The following is a 17,569-nucleotide window of genomic DNA, read 5'->3' on the forward strand; positions in this document are numbered from 1 at the left end:
GGATTATCCACTATAAAAGAATTCGCACCCTGCCGGCTTTAAATAGCGGTGCAACCGCAAATTGATCGAGTTGGGCACAGAAGGCAAGATCCGACCCGAAACCGATCTTTTGCAGAAATTTCCCATGGGGACAATTTTCAAGCAATTGTACCGTAGATCCGCTCCACTGCTCGGAAATGGTCACAGCTTTTTCGGCATCCGGAGTTAACCTGAACGCATCCGGCCTCGACAGCATCAGCCTGCGGATTGTTTCGCCGCAGCAGACGGAATCTTCGATCGAAGCCCGACCGTCGTTGCCCGCAGCGATCAAACAGAGATCGCCCGCGGCACCGGCCAGCCGCTCGACGACCGCCTGCAGGTTTAGAAAAGATAAAACAACGACTTCTTTCGCAGCTGAGGAATTAACCAGTGCCCGCGTACCGTTCGTCGTGGTGGTGATCACCCGTTTTGCGAAAACAACCTCAGGTACATACTCGCGCGGTGAATTGCCGAGATGAAATCCGGGAATTCTTTTGCCGCCTCGTTCTCCGCCCAAAACGACCTCATCAGATGGAAAGCTTGAATAGATCGCTAAAGCATCCTCAACGGTCAAAGCGGGAATAACTTCACGACAGCCGTTCTGCAGCGCCGTCACGATCGTCGAAGTCGCCCGCAGCACATCGGCTGCTGCCGCAACTTTGCCTTGCACACGTTCGGGCCGGATGTCATCCGCTGTCTCAATGAAATCGATCGTCCTTAGCGGCATTTTCACCCTTTGGGGCGATAAAAGGGCGTTTTGACCACCATTCCCGGTACGCGCCTGCCGCGCACATCAACCTCGAGCGGCGTACCTTCGGCTGCTGCATCGATCGCGACGTACCCCATGCCGATGCCCTTTTCGAGCATGGGAGAAAAGCCGCCGCTGGTTACATGACCAAGAAGACGGTCGCCTTGATAGAGCGCATAACCGTGCCGCGGTACGGCGCGGCCTTCAACTTCAAAGCCGATCAGCTTGCGCTTAAGACCCTGTTCGCGCACACGCAGGAGCGCCTCGCGACCGATAAAATCGCCTTTGTCCAGCTTGGTGATCCAACCCAGTCCCGCTTCCAACGGATTGGTCGTGGCGTCGATGTCGTTGCCGTATAGACAATATTTCATTTCCAAGCGCAGAGTATCCCGCGCGCCCAAGCCGATGGGTTCGATCTCGTATTTTCGGCCGGATTCCATCAGCGCCTGCCAAATCTGCACGGAATAGCTGCGGTCGAAACACAACTCAAAGCCGGGTTCTCCCGTATAGCCGGTGCGGGAAACGACGACGGGGAAACCGGCTACTTGCCCGCTTTTCATCCAATAATACTTGATTTCCGAAAGCGGCAAATCGGTCAGCGGTTGAAGAACGGCCTCCGCACAGGGGCCTTGAAGAGCAAGTAGGCTCAACTCGTCGCTGCGGTTCTCCAACTTTACGCCGTCCATTAGGTGCCGCTGCGCCCACTCCCAATCCTTTTCGATATTTGCCGCATTGACGACCATCATGTAATGATCTGCAAAACGATAGACCAACAAGTCGTCGACAATACCGCCGTCTTCGTAACACATGGCGCTGTACTGCACCTGATCCACCGCGAGCTTGGCGACATCGTTGATGGTCAGGCGCTGCAGAAAAGCAAGTGCATTCGGACCGCTGACAAAAAACTCACCCATGTGCGACACGTCGAAAAGGCCGACCGTCGTGCGTACGCGGCGATGCTCCTGCAGAATCCCCGCATACTGAATGGGCATGTAAAAGCCTGCAAATTCCACCATCTTGGCATTCAATGCGACATGGACATCGAACAGAGCCGTCTTTTTAATTTCCATCTGTGCTCCTTTCTTTTCGGCCTGCTCATCGGGTACATATCGATTCCTTCCATCTGAATTAGGAACCGATCACTGAAACGTCGCCCCATGGACTTTTTCAAAATGAAATTACAACTATCTTGACCATACAGTCAAGGAATAAATTGGCAGGCAAAAAAGGCCTCCCGAAAAGAATCGTTTCGGGAGGCCGAGGATTCAGCGGGTCAAATTCAGGAAATCATTAAAGAGGACAAAGATCATCAAGGCCAGCAACAATGCCATGCCGATCTGCTGTACGGCGATTTTTATTTTGTTGGAAATCGGTCGACGAATGAACGCCTCAACAGTCAACAGCAGCAGATGGCCGCCGTCCAAAGCCGGAACCGGCAAAAGGTTCAGCAGAGCCAGGTTGATGCTCAGGATTGCCGCAAAGGCCAAAAGATCGATAAAACCGCGTTTGGCTACTTGTCCGGACAGCTCGGCAATGCGCAATGGCCCGCCCAACGCTTCTTTGGCTTTGACCTTGCCGGTAAAGAGCGCCGCAAAGGACTTGAGAATCATGGTCGTTTTGTCCACAGTCATCAGCGCACCCATGCGGACGGATTCGAACGGGCCCAGAGGTTTGCGCACCGTTTGCGGCATAATGCCGATCAAGCCGACGTCCAGCGTCGGGTCGTATTTCGGCGTCACATGGGCGAAAAACGGCTTGCCGTCCCGCTCCCATTCGATGTCCAGAGTCCGATTCGGCGCCTTGTGAATGATTGCCGTCAGATCTTCCCACTTTTCCACCGGCCTGCCGTCGATGCTGAGGATGCGGTCGCCGGGCTTGAGTCCGATCGAATCAGCCGGACTGTTCGGACTGACGTTGCCGACAATGGGATAGAGCGGCTCTGCGGGTACTTCTATACCGGTGGTGCCGATAATCATCGTATAGAGGAAAAAAGCCAAAAGAATGTTGAAAATCGGGCCGGCCGCGATCACCAGGAACCGCGCCCAAACCGGCTTGGACATGAACTCGTAGGGTTCGCCTTTCAGGGAACCCGTATCGAGACTCTCGTCGATCATGCCCGACATCTTGACATAGCCGCCGAGAGGAACGGCCGAAATGCAATAGTCTGTATCACCGATCTTTTTGCCGAAAAGGCGGGGAGGAAAGCCGATCGAAAATCGTTCTACACGGATACCGACCAATTTGGCCAGCAGAAAATGGCCGAATTCGTGCACCAAAACCAGCAGACCGATGATAAACGCAAACGGCAGACCATAGACGTATAAAGTATGCAAAAAATCGCTCATAATTCCTTTCCCGCAGCAAAACGCTGTCGATGATTCATACCGTTCCAGCCTCGATTTCCTGCCGAACGGCGCCAATTAGACGAGGCTTTCCGCAAAAAGATTCTTTTATTTTAATCAAAATCGATTTTTCCGGCAATATTTCTTGCCCATTCGTCCGCGGCAAGCAATTCCTCGATGCTCGGCTGTCGGACAATTTGATGCGCCGAAAGAGTCTGTTCGATGATCGCCTCGATTTGGTCAAAGCGGATCTCACGGCGTAGAAACCTTTGCACCGCGATTTCATTGGCGGCATTGAGAACCGCCGTCGATGTCCCGCCGCTTTCCAGTGCTTGGTACGCCAGCGCCAGGCAGCGAAACTTTTCCAAATCCGGCGGCTCAAAGTCGAGCGAAAAAGCGATGGAAAAATCCATGCGCGGGAATTCGGACGGCCGACGCTCCGGCCAGGTTAAGGCCAGTTGTATCGGCACACGCATGTCCGGCTTGCCCAGCTGCGCTTTAACGGAACCGTCGCGAAAAGCCACCATCGAATGGACGATCGACTGGGGGTGAACAACAACGCGCACGCGGTCCGGCGTCAGGCCGAACAAGCGGCAAGCTTCGATCACCTCCAAACCCTTATTCATCATGGTTGCCGAGTCGATGGTAATCTTGGCGCCCATCGACCAGTTCGGATGCTTGAGCGCCTCCTCGACGGTGACCGAGGAAAACTTTTCCTTAGGCAACAGCCGAAACGGACCGCCCGAACCGGTGAGCAGGATTTCCTCGACCGTCGAAACATCTTCGCCCATCAGACATTGAAACACAGCGCTATGCTCGCTGTCGACGGGCAAAATACGCACGTTTTTTTCAGCAGCCCGCCTCATCACGTGTTCGCCGCCGATCACCAGGCTTTCTTTATTGGCCAGCGCCACATCGCAGCCTTTTTCCACGGCGGCCAGAGTCGGCAAAAAGCCGGCCGCCCCAACGACGGCATTGACCACCAGCTCCGCATCGATTCTTTCGATCAGCCGAACAAGCGCCTTTTCACCGGCAAAAAGCTCAACATTGAGCCTTAGCAGCTCTTCGATGACATCGGACGACGGCTCCGCTCCGCTGATCGCTGCAGCGCGGGGCCTAAACCGGCGACATTGCTCCAGCAGAACATCGATCTGAGAGTGCGTCGAAAGGGCGGTCAAAGAAAGCAAATCCGGATTGGCTTCGATGCACTGCAGCGTGTTACGGCCAATCGAGCCGGTCGATCCCAACAGGATGATTCGCTTGCTCATAACGAACTGCTCACGATCGAAAACCGTTCGAGAAGGCGCATGGCTTCCTCGTGTTCGTTCGGAGTAGGTTCTCCATCCAAAAAACGAATGCCCAGCTCATCGGCAAAGGCATCTCGAATGCAAAGAGCGGCTTGTCTTTTGTCAACGCCGTGCGGCAAAACCTGATTTAGCACCACGGTGCGCCGTTCCATGAAGGATCTCAGCCGTAGCCGTTGTGAATCGTCGCGCACGGCGACATAGCGGGTAATGTTCAAATGTTCCTCGCCGATTAGGATGGAGCCGTGCTGCAGCACGCCGTTGCTGATACGTCTCTGTGCGCTGCCGACTAATTTTCTATTGCCGATGACGATCTCATATTGCGCCGAGGAGGCATAGCAAAGCGCGGCCGGGTCCGGACCATTGAATTGAGGCGTTCTTTTTTTGCGTTCGAAATCGACCGGTGCGCCAAGGCAGCGCAGGCCGCGCACCAGACAGCGGCTGATCAACTCATAGATCGTCAAAATGTGGTCGGAAAAATATCGACTGCTCGGCGGCAGAACGACCGCATAGGTAATCTCGTTTTGGTGCAAAACCGCCCTTCCGCCGGTAGGCCGATAGACGACGTCGACACCGTCCTCTCGACACCGGTCAAGGTCGAGATCCTGCTCGGACTGATGATATCCCAGAGAAATCGTCGGCACTTTCCAGCCGTATATACGTAGAGTCGGCAGTGTCTCGCCGCGTGAGGCGGCCAACGTCATCGCCATATCGAGGGCCATATTGTACGCCCCTGGCAACGCTCCGTAATGGATAAACCGCCACAGTTCGTCGGCTGAGCCGCTCACTCAGATGATTCCCCGTTCTGCCTTTTCAATGAACTCTAAAATGTGAAGAACTTCGGGAATGAGCTCGACCTCTTCCCGAATGCGGGCCACTGCCTGGCTGACATTGAGGTTGGATCGATAGATCAGCCGATAAGCATGTTTGAGAGCGCGCATGGTCTCTTCAGGGAAACCGCGCCGCCGCAATCCGACCGAATTCAGCCCGACGAACCGCAACGGTTCTTCTGAAGCGAGGATATACGGCGGAACGTCTTTGGTGACGCGGAAATGGCCGCCGACCATGACGTGTCGGCCGATGCGGCAGAATTGATGCACGCCGGTGAGCCCGCCGATGATCGCCCAGTCTTCGACCGTAACATGTCCCGCAAGCTGCACGGCATTGGCCAAGATGACGTTGTCTCCGACGATGCAGTCATGGGCCACATGGGTATAAGCCATCAGGAGGCAGTTGGAACCGACGACGCTCTTGCCGCGCATCTGCGTACCGCGGTTGAGTGTGCAGAACTCGCGCACCGTCGTGTTGTTGCCGATCTCAAAGGTGGTCTTTTCGCCGCCGAATTTAAGATCCTGCGGCAACGTTGCAATGACGGCGCCGTGATGAATGCGGCAGCCGGAGCCGATGCGCGCGCCGTCGGCAATCAGCACCTGCGACGCAATCGTTGTGTTGTCGCCGATCTGTACATCGCCTTCAATAATGGTATACGGGCCGACGCTTACATTTTCGCCTAGTTCGGCTTTAGGGTTCACAATTGCCGTCGGATGGATGGACGTCACTTCCGCCTCTTTAGTTTTAGGGATTATTTCTGCTCTCGATCGACAATGGCGGCCATCAGCTCCGCTTCACACGCAAGTTGGTCGCCGACATAGGCGCGGCCGTACATTTTTGCCATCGAGCGCCGCAAAGCCGAGAGTTCCACCTCGAAACGAAGCGTGTCGCCCGGCTTTACTGTTCGCCGAAACCGGACGTTGTCGATCCCCGAAAAAAGAACCAGCTTGGTGCTCGGATCCGTCTGCGCGTTCAAGAGAAGAATACCGCCGGTTTGCGCCATCGCCTCTATAATCAGCACGCCCGGCATGATCGGGTTGCCGGGAAAATGTCCTTGGAAAAACGGCTCATTGGCCGTCACGTTCTTGATGCCGATGACATGCTCTCCGGGGACCAGGTCGAGAATCTTGTCGACAAGAAGGAAGGGATAGCGATGCGGCAGGATCTTTTGGATGGCCTCGTTGTCCAGGAAAACGCCCTTCAGATCATCGACCTGATACTTTTTGCGGATCAGCTTTTTTTCGTACTCTTTGCGGATCAGCTTGACCAGCTCGGCATTGGCCTTGTGGCCTGAGCGCGCGGCGATCACATGCCCTTTGATCGGCACGCCCAGCAGAGCCAGGTCGCCGATCAGATCGAGCGCCTTGTGACGCACCGGCTCATTGTAGTAGCGCAGCTCCTTGCCGTTCAAAATACCGTTGTTGGAGAGCTTGACCTCCGAGTTGATGCCGAAAAGCGCGCGCAGCTCTTCCAACTCCTTTTCGCTCATCTCGCGATCGATGATGACCAAGGCGTTGTCGAGGTTGCCGCCTTGAATCAATCCCGCCCGCCACAGTTCTTCGACCTCATGCAGGAAACAAAACGTCCGCGCCGCTGCAAATTCGGTTGCAAACTCTTCATGCAGCGAATACATCGAGGTGTATTGAGTTCCAAGCGCGGGATTCTTGTAATCCACCATAAAGGTTATGCGGAATTCATCGGACGGAAAGACGACAATGTCGACGCCGCGCGAAGGATCAGAATAAGTAATGGTCTTGTCGATGATCAAATAGTCGCGCAGGGCTTCCTGCTCGACAATACCCGCCTTCAGCAGAACCTCGACAAAAGGCAGCGCGCTGCCGTCGCCGACCGGCGGCTCGTTGCCCTCGACTTCGCAGATGATGTTGTCGATTTCCAAACCGCTGATGGCGGCCAGGACATGCTCTACCGTATGAATGCGGACGTCGCCGATGCCGATGGTGGTTCCGCGCGAAATGTCTACAACATGATCCACATCCGCCTTGATGTCCGGCGAATCGGGGATGTCCGTTCTTCGGAAAATAATGCCGGTGTTGACCGGCGCCGGCTTAAAAGTAATTTTAGTACGATTACCGGTATGAAGTCCTACCCCTTCGTAAGACGCTTCAGTTTTGATGGTCTGTTGGTTTTTCAGAGTCGCCTCCTTTTCCCAAATGCGATCGATAACTCGACAACTCGGATGCCAATTCTTCCACACGTTTCTGCAGATCGCGCACCTGCTTCAATAGCTCCGGCAGCCGTGCCAAAGCGGCCTGCTCGCGACGTTCTTCCAGAAAAGGCCGCGCCGGCGTGCCGGTGACAAATTCTCCCCCGGCCACTGACTTGGTGATGCCTGCTTGCGCACCGATCTTGGCCTGATCGCCGATCTGAATATGGCCAGCAAACCCAGCCTGACCGCCGATAACGACATATCTGCCTATTTTGGTGCTGCCGGAAATACCTGTTTGAGCAGCTATAGCCGTATGCTCGCCGATCTCGACATTGTGCGCCACTTGAATGAGATTATCCAGCTTGGCGCCGCTGCGGATGATCGTTTCGCCCAACGTCGCGCGGTCGATCGTCGTATTGGCGCCGATCTCCACATCATCCTCGACCACGACGATCCCCATTTGCGGCAGCTTGTGGTAGCGGCCGTCTTTGAAGGCAAAACCGAATCCGTCGGAGCCGATCACGGCACCCATATGTACAATGCAGCGACTGCCGATGCGGCACTCTTCGCGTATCGATACATTGGCATAAAGCAGAGTGTCTGAGCCGATTTGCACATTGTCGCCGATGAAACAGAGAGGATAGATTACAGAGCCGTCTCCAATGCGGCAGTTTTTGCCGATCACGGTATATGCGCCTATGGAGACGTTTTTCCCCAATTGCGTGCCCTCGCCGATGACGGCAGTGGGATGAACTCCGGTCGCAACAGCCGGTTCGCGTTGATAGAATCGTCGCGCGCACACAAGAAATGCAAAATAAGGATCATCCGTGCGCAGCAGCGTTTTTGCGCAGGACGGAAAGTTACGGTCTACCAAAACCGCCGAAGCGGCCGTTGACTCGATATATTTGGCATATTTGGGATTGGCGATGAACGTCAACGTCCCCGGCGTCGCTTCCTCTATTTTTGCCAACCCGGAGATGAGGATGTCACGCTCACCTTCAATGGTCGCGCCGATCCACGAAGCGATCTCGGCCAAGCTGAAGGGCATAGCAGACTCGAAGCTCAAATACTCAGCGGCCGCGCGATGACTTGCCGGTTGAAGTCAGTCCTTTTTCCAATTCCTCGATGACCAGCTGTGTTAAATCCTGCTGGCTGGGGCTGGCGTAGACGATGTTCCCGGCCACAACATCGAAAATATAATCGAACCGCTCTTCTTCACCGATCTTTTTAATGGCGGCATTGATCTTGTCGTAAACAGGCTTCATGATCTCTTCCTGTTTGCGAAAGAACTCGCCGTTTTGCCCCCATTTCTCGTTTTGGAACTGCTGAATCTTTTGATAGAGCGCCTGAAGCTCGGCCTGTTTCTCTTTCTGCCGCTGTTCGCTCAGAAGCAGAGCCTGAGACTCCAGTTGCTGACCCAATTCCTGAAATTGGCTCTGCATTTCGCGCGCCTCGGCTTCCCATTGCCTGTTGATCTTGTCCAACTGCTCCTGCGCGTCCTGCGCTTCTTTATAAGTCGCAAGAATTTGCTGCGAATTGATATAGCCGATTTTTTGCGCAAAAGCCGGCATTGCAGCAGCAAAAACGGCGAGCAGGATGATGGCTGAAAAATGTAGAGATCTCACGTTTTCCTCCGTATTTTTTGCAAAAATAAGAATAATTGATTTTCTAAACAAGCACCGTTTCTACAAATTGGTTTGCGGTCTAGACATCTAAGAACTTTCGTCAACCTTAAAAACTTCTGCCGAAAACAAAATGCATCTTCCACTTGGGATCCGGGTTGCCGTAATAGTCGACGCGGTCAAAGCCGTATCCGTAATCAAATCCGATAATGCCGATCATCGGCATAAACACGCGCGCGCCGATGCCGACGGAACGCCTTAAATCCAAGGGGTTGGTGTGCTGCATATCAAGCCAGCTGTTACCTGCCTCGGCGAACAAGAGCGCAAAAATCGTCGGATTCGGCGCGATGGGAATGCGCAACTCGGCCGTATACTTTAGCAGAGTCTTGCCGCCGTCTTCGACCATGCGATAACCGGCCAGCGGATCTTCATAGCCGCGCAGAGGAGTCGATCGCGAAAGACCGTCGCCGCCGATAAAGAAATATTCCATATAGGGAATGCGGCCGTTCTTGCCCAACGTCTCCATGTAACCGGCCTGGAAGCTGGTGTAAAAAACCAGTTTCCAGAACGATGGCGTGAACCAGTCGAGGCGAAAGATCCATTTGTGATAGCCGACATTGCCGCCGAGAAAACCGCCCGCCAATTCGGTTGTCAACGAAACATCAGAACCTGACGTCGGGAATTCGGGACGATCCAGGCTGTTGCGCGAGAAAATCTGCGTTATGCTGCTGCTGATCAGCGGCCACTGTTCGTTAATGATATTGTTCGGGTTTGCTTCGATGATGTATTGATTAAAGTCGCTCAGCTCGGTTTTGTCGATGCGATAGATCCAATCGCCGCGAAAGAAATCGTCCGGCCACTGCAGGCGCCGCCCAAGCCGCAACGAGGCGCCGGTGCTGACCTGCTTGTAGCCGATGTAATAGGCGTCGCGTTTGGTATCGTAGAAACTAAAACCGGCCAAGGTTGGCGTATCTAAAAGCCACGGCTCGGTAAAGCTTACGCTGAAAGAACGGTAGTAGCGGCCGAACATCCAGTCGAAGCTCAGCCTCTGACCGTTGCCGAAGAGATTGGCCATGGCCACGCCCACGCTGCCGATCAGGCGATCGCGTTCGCTCCAACCGGCCGACATGTTTGCCGTGTCCGTCGATTTTTCCTCGACTTTAAATTCCAAGTTGACTTTTTCTTCATCGATCGGTTGGACGCCGGGCTCGACGTTGGAAAAATAATTCAACATCCAAACATCGCGCTGGCTTCGCTCCAAAAGCGACTTGTTGAAGGTCTGCCCCGGGAAGATCTGCAGCTCTCGGCGGATGACCTTTTCTTTGGTTTTTGTGTTGCCGGTAATATTGATTTCGTTGATTTTGGCTTGTTTGCCCTCATTGACCAAAAACCGTATATTCAATCGCAGCGGATCGTCCGGCGAAGGCTCTTCTTTGGGCGTGATGCTGGCAAAAATATAGCCCAAATCGTAGTACATGCCGCCGACGTGTTGAAAAACGGATTCATCCAATGCCTTTTTACTGTAACGGTCCCCCGGCGAAAAGCGAAGGTTGGCCGTCAACTCTTCAGCGGTAAAGACCTTATTGCCGACCCATTCCACATTGCCGAAGGTGTAAAGCGGACCTTCATCCAACCAAACGGCAATGGTCATCTTGTCGCGGGCGTCATTATAATAAAGACTGTCCTTTACGATCGAGACGTCCCGATAGCCGTGATTGCGATAAAAATCGAGCAGCTTGCCCAAATCTTCTTCGTACTTGGCTTTATCGAAATCGGCACTGCGCCACCAGCGGTCTTCTTTGGTGTCTTTCAACTGCTTGCGAAGCTTGGAATCCGAAAAAGCTTTATTGCCGTAAAACTCGATCCGATCGATCTGGACTTTTTTCCCTTCGTCAAAAACAAACCGCACGATCGCTCGATTCGGATTCGTCTCAGAGGGTTTGGTAATAATACGGACATCCGCCAATAAATACCCTTTTTCTTTGTATTTCTTGAGCAATTTGGCTTTGGCGCGGCTAAGGGCACTCTGCGATACGATTTGTCCGGGATAAAAATTCAAAACCTCGTCGATATCTTCTTTTTTCAGCTTTTTATTGCCGGCAAGTTCGATCTTTTCCAAGCGCGGATATTCTTTGACTTGAATGGTGAGAAAATATCCGTCGCCGACCTGTCGATCGATATAGAGCTGAATATCGGAAAATAAATTGAGCCGCCAAAGTTTACGGATTGCTTCCTGAACCCCTTCCGCACCGATTTCCGCTCCCGGCGTGATTCCGGACTGCATGCGGATGATGTCGGCGTCAGTCGTGGTATTGCCCGTGACCGAAACGCCGAGCACTTTGATCTTTCGACCTTGAGCAAAAATCGGGACTGTCAGCAGCAGAAAAAAACACACAGCCCATCGACTCTGTCGACCCATACACCTCTCGATTGTTTGACAAAATTCAATTTAAAAAAAAATAGCCGGATGTCAAAACGATTTGTCTTTTAAAAAGGAAACCAATGGCGAAAAACGATTCGCTTGTCGTCGCGGTTGTAGTTCATCAAACTATCGTAATCATATTCCAGTTCCACAAGAAGCTGAGGATGAATCTGAAAGTCCAATCCGACGGTATGATGAAAGCCCACTTCTTTACTCTTGTATCTGTAGCTCACGCCGGATTCGAGTTGACCGGTGTACTGCAGAAAGAGCCTGTCGGTCAAGTATTTCCCAACGATAATGCGGGTACTCTGCAGAAGGGCAAGCCGCCGATTGAGTTCCAAGTTGTTGTTCAAATTGAATTGCAGGAGATTACGAGTCAATGGAGAACTGAAACGCACGTAATCGAGTCCCAGCATATTCGACAACTCGCGTTCCAACGGCCGAAACAGAGGGCGCAGGAAAAAAGTGTCTGCACCCTTTCCCAGGGTTTCGACGGCGTCTCTGCGCAGGTTTCCGCCGCCGTAGCCGAGAGCGGAGAGCACCTGAGCTTCATTGCTGCCCAGCATCGGATTATCACTGGAAAGCTTGAAACGGATGCGGTCGATGCGGGCGCGTCCTTCCTCCTGCCTCACGATATCCTCGACCGACTTTTTATTCATGGTATTGTCGACTGTCTGCATGGAAAGAAAGATGTTCGAAGAAAGGCCGAGTGAATCTGTGATTGTGGTACGCGCCTGACCGTAAACGACCGGAATGAGGCTGCTTCGATCAAAGTCTACGCCCGCCTGCTCAAGGCGAAAGTTCATGTCCAAATACTCCAAGAAGCCCTTTGTAGAGCGTAGACTGCCTTTTATGCGAAAAGTTTCATCGGCAATGCGGCCGGTAAATTCAAGCCCTCCGACACGATCATCGAGTTTGAGATTGACATAGACCTCATCAATGGCCGCCGGAAAGCTGCGCGCAAACCGAACGTTCTTTTGCGGTACGACTGCCAGATCCCAAATGAGGTTATCAAGAAAATGCTGAACTTTCTCCGATGGTTTATTACCGCTTTCATAAAACGGATACATAATTTCCGCTTCCGAAAGCAGGATCGTCCCGCGCAGAGTCACCCCCTCTTCCGTCCGTGCAAAATAAAACTTTTCGCCGTTTTCACGCCCCGATAACTGCAAAAGACCGAATTTCTGCGGCTCCATCAAACCGACGAAATTCAGGGGCACGCCGTTTCCAGGCGTCTCGAGCACCAAAACACCGAGATTGAACAATCCGTCGCCGAAAGAGAAATCCGCCAGGGGACGACTGCATGGCAGGAACTGCGCCGCCTCGCTGTAAATTCGAAACGGCTCACCGCCCATCAAGCCGGACAAGTTGTATAGCTTGAAAATGCCTGTCTCCGGCTCGTATCTTAATTTCGCCTCCACCTTTTTGACGGGCGGCACCACCGAGCCGAACTCCAGCGAGGCATTTGTCAGGCTCAATTCGGCATGTCGAATTCTCGGGTTCGCCGGTGTTCCGCGCAACAACACCGAAAAGCTGCCGTCGCCATAGGGTTTCTTGAAAAACTTGTCCATATCCGACAGTACAGCAAGCAGGTTCCCGGAGCCGCTTATATTGAAAGCCAGGCTGTCGTTTTTAGCGAACGGCCAATATCCGGAGGCGGTTATCTGATAAACATCCTGCCGTAATAGACGAATCGAATCGAATCGGACGCGCTTGTTATCGCCGTCCTCATTCTTGAGATGAATTTCCAGCTCGTCGAACGGCGATTTCCATACTCGTCCGTCCTTTAAGGCAATGATACCCTGGATTTTCGGACTCGTCAGTTTTCCCCTGACGCTCAGATCGACCAGCGTCTGACCGGCTATTATCGTATCACGATTGACCAGCCGGTGCACGTTTTCGGCACGGAATCCGGCGCCCTTTATCGACAGGTCGACCTGTTCCATGCTTCGATCGTAATAACCCTGCGCCATTAACAGGGTCGTCGATTCCGCATTGAACAGCAATCGATATAGTTGAATTTTATCTTGATCGGCTTTCAGATCGGCGATCATTTGATAAGGTCCAAGCCCGGATATCGTTAGCTCATCTATAGAAAGATTTCCTTGAAAATTGGGTAGATTGGCCGGGCCCTCCAACTGAAGTTGAGCAGTGACGTAGCCCCGCAGGAGGTCGGAGCCCAAAAGCGCACCCAAATCGAGCGCACGAGAATTCATCTTGCCCTTGAGGGATCTTTTTCGCAGGTTAAGGTCTAAACCGGCCGAAAATATGTTGTCGAACTTGAACTCTTCCAAAACAAGGCGTTCTTCGTTTCGAACGAGGCGAAAAGTCCCGATGTATGGAAACCTTGCAGGAAAAAGACGACAGACGCCTTTGAGAACGGTGGCTTTGTTTCGGACGCCGGCGTCGGCTTCGATCGCCAGAACGACTTCCTCATCCTGTTCGCCTTCGGATCTTTGCACAAACGTCTTACCCCGCCATGCAGACGGTATGCCTTCGACGGCAAGCGAAATCGAAAGACCTGAAACCATTTCCTGAAACGGCGTGCTTAACTTTACAAATTGGAAAAGTTGCTGGAGCGCATCGATCTGAACTTTAAAAGTTGGTTCCTGTCCGCCGAATTGAATTTCGGCAACTATATTCAAAGGTTGCGTAGTTTCGGTGTTCCGAAAATTGAGAACAGATCCCCGATAGGTGAAGCGGAACGGCAGCTCGGCGGAATGCCCAAAGTTGACCGACGGAAAAAGCGAATAGACGCCGCTGAAGACAGGATCAGACAGTGTGCCGGAAATCAGGGCTTCTCCCTTGCCGCTGACGTTAACGACCTGTCCGCCGATTGAGGCGTGAAGCAGCTTATCCCCCTTCATCGCCGCGGCGCCGGTAATCGCCCAATCACTGCCGTCACGAATTAGTCGGCCGTTCGCCTTTAGATGATGGCCGAACAGGCTTGCTTCCAGATGAGAAAAGGTGACGGCGGACCGCTGATACCGAAAAAAAGCCGAAAGATTCGTGATTTCATTTTTTCCCAGTTGCGCATTATTGCAGGTAATTTGACCATCGATTTCAGGGTCACGCCGATCGCCCGCGATCTTTAGATGCACCTCTGCCCAACCTGCCGGAACTTTATCTTTCGGCCATATCGGTAAGCCGGATAAAGCCAAACGCGGCGAATGTACTTCCAACCCAAGCCGGCCGCCTTCGCTCCAACCTACGCTTCCGGAAAAAGTTATCGGGCTTTCGGTAAGCATCAAGCTGCCGTGAAGAAGGTTCAGGGTTTCGGATTCATAGGTAAAGCTGCACGAAAGGTCGTTAAATTCGAGCGACCTTTGATAGGCCCATCCTGAAGCCCGAGCAATCTCTCCTTGGCCCCTGAGTTGAAATCGTTGACTCGTAGGATCTGTACGAATTTGGACCGAGGCGGTCAATCTTCCGCTCTTGAAATTAAAAGGAAGTTTCTGGGGGACAACAATTCCATTCCCCAAGTCAAAGTCATGTAGCACCAGTGTGAGAGTATCCGGGCGCAAATTTCGCACGTCCGCCCGGCCGACGATCATAAAGTTCTTTTTGTCAGAGCTTCCCAGGCTGCCGGATAGATCGATGCTCAACGAATCGTTTCGATAGCGGAAAAGGCCGCCTTCCAGGCTGCGGGCTGCTTCTACGGTCGTAGATTCATCCACGGCAATGACAACTCGACATTTTTTAAGGGAGACAAAGTGGAAATGCCGAAATAACAGCGGCTCAGCCTGGGTGGAACGTTCTGCTTGGGTCTCTGTTTGCAATGTCGCGAAAAAGGCATCCAGCTTCGGTAACGTAGCGACAAGTGTGGGTTCGATCAGCAGGGCGTCGTGAGAAAGCTTTTTGACATCAAAACCGCGGGTAACCAAATTTAGAAAGCTGTAACCGAGTCGAAGATCTTTGATGGTAATTTCAAAGGGCAGCGCGGGATCCTTGAACTGCACGTCTAAAAGGTGTATGTTGCCGAAACCGAGGTGAACTTTTTTAATGCGCAACCCTTGTCCGATCAGCGGCCTCAATTCCCCGACAATGACGCGACGCAGGCGTTCGTTCGCCTGAAACAAGCGCCAAGTTTCCATGGCGCCGAATAGAAAGGCGATCAGGAACATGAACAAAAACAATGCCCAACGCCGTTTACGCACAAGAAAACCCGCATTTATTAGTAATATCTGCAGGGCTCATCATAGCGACTTTTTCCGGCAATCTTTCGGCGGAAAACATGACCTGCCCGCAATCATTTTTCATAAACCGGTTCACTCAAACTCTTCAAAAAGAGCCGTGACCGATTCCGCCGAACCGCCGCTCGCGGTTTTGAAAATCTTCGATTGCCTGACAAAACTCTTCGGCCGTAAAGTCCGGCCACAGCGTCGGCGTAATATACAATTCCGAATAAGCGATCTGCCATAATAAAAAATTGCTGATTCGCTTTTCGCCGCTGGTGCGTATGATAAGATCCGGGTCGCCCAGTTCAGCCGTCTGGAGATAAGATGCAAAAAGCTCCTCGTTGATGCTTTCGGGCGTAATCTTGCCTGCCAAAATGTCGTTACCGAGGGCTTTTACGGCCTGAACGATTTCCTGCCGACCGCCGTAATTCAAAGCCAAATTCAAAACGAGACCCGTGTTTTTTTTCAGCCGGCGAATCGAACTCTCGATTGCCGCCCTTGGTGCATACGGCAGCCCATTGATATCGCCTATGACGTTCAAACGCACATTCTTTTTTTCGAGATCGTCGATCTCTTTGCGGATCGTTTTGAGCAGTAAATTCATCAAGGCCGAAACTTCATTGGCAGGTCGGCGCCAATTCTCACACGAAAAAGTGTAAAGGGTGAGAACGGAAATACCCAGCTGCCCCGCAGCCTCGACGATCTTCCGTACGGTTTCGACTCCCGCGTTGTGTCCGGCAGTTCGCGGCAGTCCGCGTCTTTCCGCCCATCGACCGTTGCCGTCCATAATTATACCGATATGTCGCGGCAATTTACCTCTGCTTTTAATACGGTCGACTATTTCCTGAGGAATGCTTTCCAATTTCTTTTAATTTCTCCGTAAAAATTTAGTATCTGCAACAAAAAAAAGCCCCGATGCGATCGGGGCGTTGACTATGGCGTTGAGATTCAATTTACTGAGCGTTTTCAGCTTTGTCGAAATAGTATTTACCCTTCTCGCTGTCGCCGATGTTGACGTAAGCAACACCTAAATTATTGTAAACCGCCGAATCGACCTTGATGCTCGGATTGCCGGACGCAATGCTCAAAGCCTTTTCCAAATAGGGAATAGCCTGGCGATAGTAACCGAGCAGTTCTTCTCGTTCTTTGGGAGAGGTTTCTTTCCCGCTAAGCTCCTTTTCAACGAGCTTTTTACGAAAGTCGTCGGCAATGCTGAGGTAGGCATTCCCGACCTGCAGATTGGCGTCATAGTCTTCGGGATTGGCGGCCAGCACGTCGTTGAACAACTTGATGGCTTCCTGATAGTCGCTCTTTAAGAAATAAAGTCGCGCTAAATTAAAAAGCAGATCCTTATCGCCTGGGTTTTTTTCTAAGGCCTTGATATAGGTTTCTCGCGCCTCTTCGCTGCGTCCGGAGAGGTCGTAAGCCATAGCCAAATTCGCGATGGCGTCACGATCTTCCGGATTCATTTCCAAGGCTTTCTTTTCCAGCTCAATGACCTTATCGTACTCTTTAAGAGTAAAGTGGAGGTTGGCTAAAAGATTAACGGCATCGCGGTTGTTCGGCTCGATTTCCAAAACTTTCGAAGCGTATTCCTTTGCTTTTTCCAAATTGTCGGCACGAGCATAAGCGATGCTCAGGGTTTTGTAGGCGTCGATACGATGCGGATCAATCACAGTTGCCGTTAAAAAGCTTTCGATGGCGCCTTCCACATCATTCTTTTGCAGTCTGGCAACACCGCCGTTATAGGCATTTACCCAGTTTTTATCACGGGTGTTTTTGATCTGCGGTTCAAACATCGGCGAGATGGCCAGCGACTTGTCGAACATCTCGTTCATACGCGTCCAGTTCTGCTTCTGCGCCATTCCTTCACCGAGCAGATAGTAAGCCTCGGCATCGTTCGGATAGAGCTGAATCGCCATCTCGAGCTGTTCGAT

General features: G+C 52.4%; 13 protein-coding genes. All 13 read right to left on the reverse strand.

What is annotated here, in order from left to right; all coding sequences use genetic code 11:
* Positions 1–10 precede the first annotated feature (10 nt).
* Entirely contained in the window at positions 11–745 is a 735-nt protein-coding gene (locus ONB24_07405) for a 2-phosphosulfolactate phosphatase (protein MDZ7315933.1), read from the reverse strand.
* 2 nt (positions 746–747) lie between these two features.
* Positions 748–1,836 carry a glycine cleavage system aminomethyltransferase GcvT gene (gene gcvT / locus ONB24_07410; protein ID MDZ7315934.1) on the reverse strand — a complete coding sequence of 363 codons (1,089 nt, stop codon included), beginning with the start codon at positions 1,834–1,836 and terminating at the stop codon, positions 748–750.
* Between the two features lie 195 nt (positions 1,837–2,031).
* Complete coding sequence (rseP, locus tag ONB24_07415) at positions 2,032–3,111, reverse strand: RIP metalloprotease RseP (protein ID MDZ7315935.1); 1,080 nt, start codon at positions 3,109–3,111, stop codon at positions 2,032–2,034.
* 110 nt (positions 3,112–3,221) lie between these two features.
* On the reverse strand, positions 3,222–4,376 hold the full coding sequence (dxr, locus tag ONB24_07420; protein MDZ7315936.1) for a 1-deoxy-D-xylulose-5-phosphate reductoisomerase: 1,155 nt from the start codon (positions 4,374–4,376) through the stop codon (positions 3,222–3,224).
* A complete protein-coding gene (locus tag ONB24_07425; GenBank protein ID MDZ7315937.1) occupies positions 4,373–5,200 on the reverse strand; it encodes a lipoate--protein ligase family protein in 828 nt (275 codons plus the stop codon). Before ONB24_07425 ends, dxr begins: the two co-directional genes overlap by 4 nt.
* Positions 5,201–5,971 carry an acyl-ACP--UDP-N-acetylglucosamine O-acyltransferase gene (gene lpxA, locus ONB24_07430; GenBank protein ID MDZ7315938.1) on the reverse strand — a complete coding sequence of 257 codons (771 nt, stop codon included), beginning with the start codon at positions 5,969–5,971 and terminating at the stop codon, positions 5,201–5,203. It abuts the gene before it with no gap.
* Positions 5,972–5,994: 23 nt separating this feature from the next.
* Positions 5,995–7,395 (reverse strand): bifunctional UDP-3-O-[3-hydroxymyristoyl] N-acetylglucosamine deacetylase/3-hydroxyacyl-ACP dehydratase, encoded by a 1,401-nt coding sequence (locus ONB24_07435; protein MDZ7315939.1) that lies wholly within the window; start codon positions 7,393–7,395, stop codon positions 5,995–5,997.
* Positions 7,367–8,458: a UDP-3-O-(3-hydroxymyristoyl)glucosamine N-acyltransferase gene (gene lpxD / locus ONB24_07440; GenBank protein MDZ7315940.1), complete on the reverse strand. Its 1,092-nt coding sequence runs from the start codon at positions 8,456–8,458 to the stop codon at positions 7,367–7,369. The genes ONB24_07435 and lpxD overlap by 29 nt, the downstream gene beginning before the upstream one ends.
* Before the next feature lie 22 nt (positions 8,459–8,480).
* Positions 8,481–9,035 (reverse strand): OmpH family outer membrane protein, encoded by a 555-nt coding sequence (locus ONB24_07445; GenBank protein ID MDZ7315941.1) that lies wholly within the window; start codon positions 9,033–9,035, stop codon positions 8,481–8,483.
* A gap of 106 nt (positions 9,036–9,141) precedes the next feature.
* On the reverse strand, positions 9,142–11,451 hold the full coding sequence (gene bamA, locus ONB24_07450) for an outer membrane protein assembly factor BamA (GenBank protein ID MDZ7315942.1): 2,310 nt from the start codon (positions 11,449–11,451) through the stop codon (positions 9,142–9,144).
* Positions 11,452–11,519: 68 nt separating this feature from the next.
* Positions 11,520–15,611 (reverse strand): translocation/assembly module TamB domain-containing protein, encoded by a 4,092-nt coding sequence (locus tag ONB24_07455; GenBank protein ID MDZ7315943.1) that lies wholly within the window; start codon positions 15,609–15,611, stop codon positions 11,520–11,522.
* A 124-nt stretch (positions 15,612–15,735) separates the two neighbouring features.
* Positions 15,736–16,494 (reverse strand): isoprenyl transferase, encoded by a 759-nt coding sequence (locus tag ONB24_07460; GenBank protein MDZ7315944.1) that lies wholly within the window; start codon positions 16,492–16,494, stop codon positions 15,736–15,738.
* Between the two features lie 91 nt (positions 16,495–16,585).
* Positions 16,586–17,569 (reverse strand): tetratricopeptide repeat protein (locus ONB24_07465; GenBank protein ID MDZ7315945.1); only part of this gene is annotated, 984 nt, incomplete at its 5' end.

This window comes from candidate division KSB1 bacterium (assembly GCA_034505495.1).
Taxonomy (GTDB): domain Bacteria; phylum Zhuqueibacterota; class Zhuqueibacteria; order Residuimicrobiales; family Krinioviventaceae; genus Fontimicrobium_A.